The 8,285-nt window shown below is 71.8% G+C and carries 9 protein-coding genes; all 9 read left to right on the forward strand.

All coding sequences use genetic code 11. The annotated features are described in order from the left end of the window. The first annotated feature begins 75 nt into the window (after nt 1–75). Nucleotides 76–1,527 carry an MFS transporter gene (locus tag AB0469_RS28360; protein WP_366454285.1) on the forward strand — a complete coding sequence of 484 codons (1,452 nt, stop codon included), beginning with the start codon at nt 76–78 and terminating at the stop codon, nt 1,525–1,527. A 100-nt stretch (nt 1,528–1,627) separates the two neighbouring features. Further along, nucleotides 1,628–2,818: an aminotransferase class I/II-fold pyridoxal phosphate-dependent enzyme gene (locus AB0469_RS28365; protein ID WP_366454286.1), complete on the forward strand. Its 1,191-nt coding sequence runs from the start codon at nt 1,628–1,630 to the stop codon at nt 2,816–2,818. Between the two features lie 65 nt (nt 2,819–2,883). Further along, nucleotides 2,884–3,390 carry a MaoC family dehydratase gene (locus AB0469_RS28370; RefSeq protein WP_366454287.1) on the forward strand — a complete coding sequence of 169 codons (507 nt, stop codon included), beginning with the start codon at nt 2,884–2,886 and terminating at the stop codon, nt 3,388–3,390. 71 nt (nt 3,391–3,461) lie between these two features. Next, nucleotides 3,462–4,301, forward strand: coding sequence for an SAM-dependent methyltransferase (locus tag AB0469_RS28375; protein ID WP_366454288.1), 840 nt, complete (start codon nt 3,462–3,464; stop codon nt 4,299–4,301). After that, entirely contained in the window at nt 4,298–5,344 is a 1,047-nt protein-coding gene (locus AB0469_RS28380) for a class I SAM-dependent methyltransferase (protein ID WP_366454289.1), read from the forward strand. The genes AB0469_RS28375 and AB0469_RS28380 overlap by 4 nt, the downstream gene beginning before the upstream one ends. A gap of 64 nt (nt 5,345–5,408) precedes the next feature. Beyond that, nucleotides 5,409–6,302 (forward strand): diiron oxygenase, encoded by an 894-nt coding sequence (locus AB0469_RS28385; RefSeq protein WP_042816542.1) that lies wholly within the window; start codon nt 5,409–5,411, stop codon nt 6,300–6,302. A gap of 34 nt (nt 6,303–6,336) precedes the next feature. Then, nucleotides 6,337–7,203, forward strand: a complete 867-nt coding sequence (locus AB0469_RS28390) for a hypothetical protein (protein WP_366454290.1) — start codon at nt 6,337–6,339, stop codon at nt 7,201–7,203. A gap of 1 nt (nt 7,204) precedes the next feature. Beyond that, complete coding sequence (gene acpS, locus AB0469_RS28395) at nt 7,205–7,969, forward strand: holo-ACP synthase (protein ID WP_366454291.1); 765 nt, start codon at nt 7,205–7,207, stop codon at nt 7,967–7,969. Continuing rightward, the coding region (locus AB0469_RS28400) for an S-adenosylmethionine synthetase N-terminal domain-containing protein (protein WP_366454292.1) at nt 7,966–8,285 on the forward strand (320 nt) is incomplete at its 3' end. The genes acpS and AB0469_RS28400, both read left to right, overlap by 4 nt.

Consider the following 8,285-nt stretch of genomic DNA (forward strand, 5'->3'; position numbering starts at 1 on the left):
TACCCCCCATGGGTATGCTAACTTGCATCGCGAAGGTACCCCCTGGGGGTATGTGACAGAGGAAGGGCCAGGGCAATGTCAACCGTCAATCCCCGGCGCTGGTGGGCACTTGGCGTGCTTGCCGCCGCTCAGTTCATGGTCATCATGGACACCTCGATCATCGGGGTGGCGCTCCCCGAGATGCAGAAGGACCTGGGCTTCTCCCAGGGCGAGCTCCAGTGGGTCTTCAACGCCTACGTCATCGTCTTCGGCGGATTACTGCTGCTCGGCGGGCGGCTCTCCGACCTGTTCGGGGCGCGCAAGATCTTCGCCACCGGCTGGGTCGTCATGATCGTGGGCTCGGTGCTCGCCGCGGCGGCGCAGAGCGCCTCGGTGGAGATCGCCGGCCGGGCCGTCCAGGGTGTCGGCGGCGCGCTGATCGCGCCCTCGGCCATGACCCTCCTGATGATGCTCTTCGGGCACGATCCGAAGGAGCTCGGCAAGGCGATGGCCCTCTACGGCGCCGCCGCGCCCGCCGGCGGCACCGCCGGCGTCTTCCTCGGCGGCGTGTTCACCGAGTGGGTGAGCTGGCCGTGGTGCTTCATCATCTACGTCCCCATCGGCGTGGCCACCCTCGCCATGACGAAGCTGCTGCCCGCCGTCCGGTCCCGCCGGGGCTCCGTGGACGTCCTCGGCGCCATCGCCGTCACCGCCGGGCTCGCGCTCGCCGTCTTCGCCGTCGTCCGCGCCCCCGAGGTCGGCTGGGGCTCCACCGCCACCGTGCTGGAACTGGTCGGCGCCGTCGTCCTCCTCGTCCTCTTCTTCGTGATCCAGAAGGCGATCCGCGAGCCGCTCATGCCGCTCGGGGTGTGGCGGATCCCGCGCCTGGGCTCCGGCAACCTCGCCATGACCCTGCTCGGCGCCGCCTGGATCCCGATGTGGTACTTCCTCAACCTGTACCTCCAGCAGGTGCTCGGCTACGGCGCCTTCGCCTCCGGTGCGGCCCTGCTCCCGATGACCGTCCTGCTGATGATCTTCATGACGGCCATCACCGCCCGCCTCATGGGCCGCTTCGGGGCGAAGCCGCTGATCGTCGGCGGCCTGTTCGCCCTCGCCCTCGGCCTGGTCTGGCTCTCCGCCGTCGAGCCGACCGGCACCTTCCTGGTCGACGTCCTGCCCGCCTCGCTCGTCGCCGCGCTCGGCATGGCGCTCGCCTACATCCCGGCGATGATCGCCTCGATGTCCGGCGCCCCGCAGGAGCAGGCCGGCCTGGCCTCCGGCATCGTCAACACCACCTACAACGTGGGCTCCGCCCTCGGCCTGGCCGCGCTGACCGCCCTGGCCACCACCCAGGGCGCCGGCGAGCTGGGCAACCTGCCCGCCCTCACCGACGGGTTCAGCTCCGCCTTCATCACCGCCGCCGCCATCGCGGCCGCCGGCGCGCTGATCACGCTCGTCGCCATGAAGGGCGACAAGGCCGTCGCCGCCGCCGCGGCGGCCCCGGCCGCGGACGCCCCGGCGTCGCGCAGCCAGACGGCGGGGGTCTGACGTACGGGGACGCCCCGCGCTCGCCCCAGGGGTCGCCCGACGTCCTCCCCGGACGTCGGGCGGCCCCTTTTCCGTACCCGCACGAGAAAGGCAGATCCCGATGAAGGACATCCGCACCCGGGCCGTGCACGTGGCCCACGAGCTCGAAGTCCCCGCGAGCCGGCCGCTGTCCGTGCCGCTCGTCCAGTCCTCCGCCTTCGCCTTCGACTCCGCCGACGCACTGGCGCAGGCCATGGCCGGACCCGACGGGGACTACGTCTACAGCCGCCGCGGCAACCCCACCGTGCGCGCCCTGGAGCGCACCCTCGCCGGCCTGGAGGGCGGGGCCTCGGCCATCGCCTTCGCCTCCGGGATGGGGGCCATCAGCGGGGTGCTGCTCGCCCTGCTGCGCCCGGGCGACCGGGTCGTGGCGCAGCGCTGCCTCTACGGGGGCACCTACGCGGCGCTGAGCGACCTGGCGGAGCGTTACGGGATCACGGTCGACCACATCGGCGGTGACGACGTGCGGGAGTTCGAGGCGCTCGTGCACCCGCGCACCCGGCTGCTCGTCCTGGAGACCATCGCCAACCCCACCGGCCAGGTGCCCGACCTGCCCGGCCTGCTGGCGGCGGCCCGGCGCCTGGGGGTGCTCAGCGCCGTGGACAACTCCCTGGCCTCGCCCGTCCTGTGCCGGCCCCTCGAACACGGCGCCGACATCGTGCTCCACTCCACCACCAAGTACCTCGCCGGGCACTCCGACGTCCTGGGCGGCGCGGCCGTCTTCGCGGACGACGCGCTGCGCCGGGAGGTCTGGCCGCGCACGGTCGAACTCGGCGCCAGCGCCGACCCCTTCGCGGTCTGGCTGACCCTGCGCGGGATCGCCACGCTGCCGCTGCGGATGCGCGAGCACTGCGCCAACGCGGGCCTGCTCGCGCAGCGGCTGGCAGCCCATCCCGCGGTGGCGGCCGTCCACTGGCCGTGGCTGGGAACGCACCCCTCGTACGCCATGGCCCGCAAGGTGCTCTCCGGTGGGGGCGGGCTGCTCTCCTTCGAGCTGCACGGCGGCCGGGAGGCGGGCCGCGCCTTCGTCGAGGGCGTCCGCCTGGCACGGCTCGCGCTGTCCCTCGGCGGGGTGGAGACGCTGGTCACGCACCCTGCCAGCACGTCCCACCGGGAGTTGGACGGGGCCGCGTTGGCGCGCGCCGGCATCGGTCCGGGGCTGGTGCGGATGTCGGTCGGGATCGAGGACCCGGAGGACCTCTGGCAGGACGTTGAACAGGCACTGCGGTCTTCTTTTGGGTTGACAAAATAAGCGCCCGATTCGTAGATTGGTTCACGCCAGAGAAAACCACTCCTCTACGTCAAGGGGGGCGCGTGATGCGCTATTTCGAGGACTTCAGGACCGGCGACGTCCACGAGCTGGGGACCATCACCGTCACGACGGAGGAGGTGCTGGAGTTCGGCAGGCGCTTCGACCCGCAGCCCTTCCACACCGACCCGGAGCTCGCCGGACAGGGCCCGTTCGGAGGCCTCATCGCCAGCGGCTGGCACAGCGCCTCGATGTTCATGCGCCGCTACGTCGACGGACTGCTCGCCTACAGCGCCTGTACCGGCTCGCCGGGCGTCGACGAGATCCGCTACCTGCGGCCCGTCCGTCCCGGCGACGTGCTCACGGCGCGCGTCGAGATCCTCGGCTCGCGCCCCTCGCCGTTCAACCCGGCCACCGGCGTCGTCCAGCCCAAGTGCACGCTGTCCGACGCCGACGGGAACGTCGTCTTCAGCATGGTCCTGCACAGCATCTTCCAGCGCCGGCCCGCCGAATGCACCGCCGCGCACCCCTGCGCCGCGGAGGACCCGGTCGTCCGCGCCGCCTCCCTGGCCTGACCCGGCCGGCGGGGGCCGCCCCGCCCCGCGCCCGCCCCACCCCCGTCCGCCGAAGTGAAGGGAGTCCTCCCGTGGAGGCCGTATCCCGCACCGCCCAGTGGACCGCCGCAGCGCGGGCCCTGGAAACCGACCGCGAGGACCGGCTGTTCGCCGATCCGTACGCGCGCACCGTCGCCGACACCATCGGCTTCGAACTCCTGGAGCGCTACGCCGGAGCCGGCACCGTGCCGTTCCTCGCGATCCGCACCACCTACCTGGACCGGCAGATCGTCCGGACCGTCCAGGAGCACGGCATCCGCCAGGTCGTGTTCCTCGCCGCCGGCATGGACACCCGCTTCTACCGGCTGCCCTGGCCCGACGGCGTGAGCGTCTACGAACTCGACCGCCCCGCCCTGCTGGAGGCGAAGGCCGAGATGCTGGCCGGCGAACCGCAGCCGGCCGGCCGCACCCGCGTCGCCGTCCCCGTGGACCTCACCCAGGACTGGACGGGCCCCCTCGAGGAGGCCGGCTGGCGTCCCGACGAGCCCGTGCTGTGGGTCGTCGAGGGCCTCCTGTTCTTCCTCCCCGAGGCCGCCGTCCGCAACCTGATCTCCACCCTGGCCGGGCACTCCGCGCCCGGCTCGGTCCTGCTCGGCGACGTCATCAGCAGGTCGGCGCTGGAGAACCCGCTCTCCCGCCCCTTCCTGAAGTGCCTGGAAGAGGACGGCAACCCCTGGCTGTTCGGCACCGAGACCCCCGAGCAGCTCCTGGCCGAATGCGGCTGGGACATCCGCGAGGTCCGCCAGCCCGGCGAGGACGGAGCCGACTTCGGCCGCTGGCCCTACCCCGTCCCCGCGCGCAGCGTCCCGCGCGTCCCGCGGTCCTTCCTGTTCACCTGCGACCTCCCGACCACCGAGGTGAGAGCGGCATGAGCGCCACCCACGAGTTCCACCAGCGCGTCATCAGCGACGCCGGCGCCGCCGTACGCGGCCTCACCGTCGCCCTCGGCGAACGCCTCGGCCTCTACCGCGCCCTGGCCGAGGCGGGCCCGCTCACCCCGGCCGCGCTCGCCGAGCGCACCGGGATCGACACCCGCTACGCGGAGGAGTGGCTGCACGCCCAGCTCAGCGCCGGGTACGTCGAGCGCCACCCGAGCGCCGGCACCTACACCCTGCCCGCCGACCACGTCCCGGTGCTGGCCGACCCGAACGCCATCACCTTCGCCGCCGGCTTCTTCACCGCCCTCAAGGCCCTCTACGGCACCGAGGACCTCCTCGTCGACGCCTACCGCAGCGGCGACGGCGTCGGCTGGGCCGAGCACGACGCGGCGCTCGACACCGGCATGGGCAGCTTCTTCCAGCCCACCTACGAGCACCGCCTCGTCCCCGACTGGCTGCCCTCCCTCACCGGCGTCACCGGGAAGCTGGCCGCGGGCGGCACCGTCGCGGACGTCGGCTGCGGCGTCGGCCACACCACCCTGCTCATCGCCAAGGCCTTCCCGCAGGCGACCGTCCACGGCTTCGACTACTCCGAAGAGGCCATCGCCATCGCCCGCCGGCTCGCCGACGAGGCCGGCCTCTCGGACCGCGTCGTCTTCGACGTCGCCTCCGCCGACGACTACCCCGGCAGCGGCTACGACCTGGTCACCTTCTTCAACGCCCTGCACGACATGGGAGACCCGGTCTCCGCCGCCCGGCACGTCCACAAGTCCCTGGACGCCGAGGGCACCTGGATGCTCGTCGAGTCGAACGTCTCGCCCGAGGACATCGACACCCAGACCCCGGCCGCCCGCATGTTCATGGCGCTCTCCGCCGTGATGTGCCTGCCCGTCGCCGTGGCCCAGCACGGCCCCCACGCACTCGGCAACCACTCCGGCGAGAAGGCCTTCCGCGCCATCGCCGAGGAAGCCGGCTTCACCCGCTGGCGCCGCGCGACCGAGACCCCGGTCAACGCCGTCTACGAGGTCCGCCCGTAGCGCCCGGCCCCGCCGGCCCCGGGGCCCGCACGCCCCCGCCTTCACCACCACCCGAGGAGTCACCATGGGCGTCAGCGCCCCCCTGCCGGTCAACGACCGGTTCCTGGAAGTCCTGGAGCGCCTGAGCTCCCGCTCCATCGAGGAGTACTACAACCCGTACCAGCAGTTCGACTGGCCCGAGAAGCTCGACGAGGGCCGCATGTGGATGACCCCCGAGCTGCTCACCGTCTACGGGACCCCCTTCTACGACGAGCTCGGCGAGGAGACCCTCCAGCGCCTCTCGAAGTGGGAGAGCATCAACTTCTACAGCCTCAACGTGCACGGCATCCGCGAGCTGCTCATCGAGGTCGTCGGCCGCATCCACATGCCCGGCTTCGAGGTGCCCTCGGACTTCTTCCACCACTTCATCGGTGAGGAGAACGAGCACATGTGGTTCTTCGCCGAGTTCTGCCGCCGCTACGGCGACAAGATCTACGGCTCCACCGCCCTGCGCGCCGACTCCGCCTGGGAGCCGGAGGTGGAGAACTTCCTCGTCTTCTCCCGGATCCTGTTCTTCGAGGAGCTGGTCGACCACTACAACACGCGGATGGCGCGCGACGAGTCGCTGTGCCACACCATCCGCGAGGTCAACCGCATCCACCACCAGGACGAGTCCCGCCACATCGCCTTCGGCCGCGAGCTGGTCTCCCTCCTCTTCACCCGCATGAAGGAGGCCGTCCCCGCCGCCCGCGTCGCCGAGGTCGAGGCCTACCTCAAGCGCTACGTGGTCTACAGCGTCAACTCGCTCTACAACCCCCACGTGTACCGCGACGCCGGCATCGCCGACCCGGTCGGCCTGCGCAACGCCCTCGTCGCCGACGAGCGGCGCCGCCCCCACGAGCGCAAGGCCATCCGCAAGCCGCTCGGCTTCTTCCTGAAGACCGGGATCTTCACGGACGACGTCCTGCCCGTCGTCTGAGAGGGCCCACCGCCGTCCGAGAGGTGACACCCCCATGAGCGTCACGACCGTCCAGACCACCACCACCCCAGACACCCGGGGCCTGCCGTCGCTTGGCCCCGAGGGCACCGCCCTCCTCCGGCTCCTCGACGACACCTTCGAGAGCTGGGGGGTGCACGCGGGGGCCCGTCCGATGACCATGCCCCCGCTGCTGCCGGCCGCCGACCTGGCCCGGCTCGACTACTACGACAACTTCCCGCACCAGGCCGTCGTCGCCGCCCCGCTGAACCTGGACGTCCGGGAGACCAGCGAGTTCTGTACCGACACCGGCTGCTTCCCCTGCGACGCGCTGGAGCCGGCCGCCCTCGGACTGCCCTCGGCGTCCTGCTACGCGGTCTACATCGACCACCAGGGCCGCCCGGCCGCCGACGACGAACTCGTCACCGTGGTCGGCTGGTGCTTCCGCAAGGAACAGCACTACGAGGGCCTGCGCCGCCAGCTCGGCTTCCGCATGCGCGAGATCGTCGCCATCGGCACCCGGGAGCACGCCGAGGAGCACCTCGCCCGCTTCACCCGGCGCATCCACGCCTTCGCCGAGGCCCTGGACCTGCCGCTGCGCAGGGAGGCCGCCTGCGACCCCTTCTTCGACAAGGGCAGCTCCAAGGCGGTCCTCCAGCGCCTGACCCCGGTCAAGCACGAGTTCCTCTTCGAGGACCTCGCGATCGCCTCGGTCAACACCCACCGCAACTTCTTCGGCGACCGCTGCGACATCCCCCTCGCCTCCGGCGCGGGACCGGCCTTCACCAGCTGCGTCGCCTTCGGCCTGGAGCGCTGGCTGTCCGCGCTCACCCGCCGCCACGGCAGCTGGGGCGCGGCGACCGCCGCCGTCCTGAGCGCGAACGCGGCGGGGCCGGCGATCTGACGTGCAGACCCGACCCGTCGCCCCGCCGGCGGGCGGCCTGGGCTGGGCGAACCTCGGCATGGACATCGTGTCCGTCAACCGTGTCCGCCGGCTGCTCGCCGCATACGGCGAGGACTTCTTCCAGCGCATGCTCACCCCCGGCGAACTCGCCGACTGTCACACCTCCGCCCGGCTCGACGTCCTGAGCCTGTGCGGAAGGATCGCGGCCAAGGAGGCGGCCTTCAAGACCCTCCGCGTCGGGGCCGTGGTCCTGCCCTGGCGGGACATCGTCGTACGGCGCTCCGACGGCGGCTGGCCCCTCGTGGAACTGCGCGGGGCCGCCGCCGGCATGGCCGCCGACTCCGGCATCGCCGGCATCACCGTGACCATCAGCCACGACGTGGACTACGCGGTGGCGGTCGCCGCCCCGCTCCTGGAGCCCGGCCTTCCGGGACCGTCCGCACCACCCGGATCCCCGGATCCGGCCGCCGGGTCCGCCGGCACCCCCCATCCCGTACACAGCACTCCAAGGAGACACACCATGTCCGAAGGCCTGCAGCTCGTGAAGAACTGGCTCCTCGCCCGCCACGAGGAGCTGGACGACATCGCCGGCGACCTGGACCTCATCGAGAACCGGCTGATCGACTCCCTGTCCTTCGTCGAGTTCGTCTTCCTGCTCGAACAGCACAGCGGCCGTGCGATCCAGATGGAGACCCTCGAGGTCGACGAGATCCGCACCCTCGACGCCATCGCCACCCACTTCTTCGCCGCCGGGGTGAAGGCATGAGCAAGCGGCTCTTCACCTCCGAGTCGGTGACCGAGGGCCACCCCGACAAGATCGCCGACCGGATCAGCGACACGATCCTCGACGCGCTGCTGCGCGAGGACCCCAGCTCGCGCGTGGCCGTGGAGACCCTCATCACCACCGGCCAGGTCCACATCGCCGGCGAGGTCACCACCACGGCCTACGCGCCGATCGCCGAACTCGTCCGGGGAGCCATCCTCGACATCGGCTACGACTCCTCGAAGAAGGGCTTCGACGGCGCCTCCTGCGGCGTGTCGGTGTCCATCGGCGCCCAGTCCCCGGACATCGCCCAGGGTGT

It is taken from the genome of Streptomyces sp. NPDC093801, assembly GCF_040701585.1.
In the GTDB taxonomy this organism is placed as follows: Bacteria; Actinomycetota; Actinomycetes; order Streptomycetales; family Streptomycetaceae; genus Streptomyces.

What these genes read in the sequence shown, in the direction of transcription:
- AB0469_RS28380 (WP_366454289.1), top strand. Translation starts at nt 4,298, where the DNA reads ATGAGCGCCACCCACGAGTTCCACCAGCGCGTCATCAGCGACGCCGGC.
- AB0469_RS28385 (WP_042816542.1), top strand. Translation starts at nt 5,409, where the DNA reads ATGGGCGTCAGCGCCCCCCTGCCGGTCAACGACCGGTTCCTGGAAGTC.
- AB0469_RS28370 (WP_366454287.1), top strand. Translation starts at nt 2,884, where the DNA reads ATGCGCTATTTCGAGGACTTCAGGACCGGCGACGTCCACGAGCTGGGG.
- AB0469_RS28390 (WP_366454290.1), top strand. Translation starts at nt 6,337, where the DNA reads ATGAGCGTCACGACCGTCCAGACCACCACCACCCCAGACACCCGGGGC.
- AB0469_RS28365 (WP_366454286.1), top strand. Translation starts at nt 1,628, where the DNA reads ATGAAGGACATCCGCACCCGGGCCGTGCACGTGGCCCACGAGCTCGAA.
- AB0469_RS28360 (WP_366454285.1), top strand. Translation starts at nt 76, where the DNA reads ATGTCAACCGTCAATCCCCGGCGCTGGTGGGCACTTGGCGTGCTTGCC.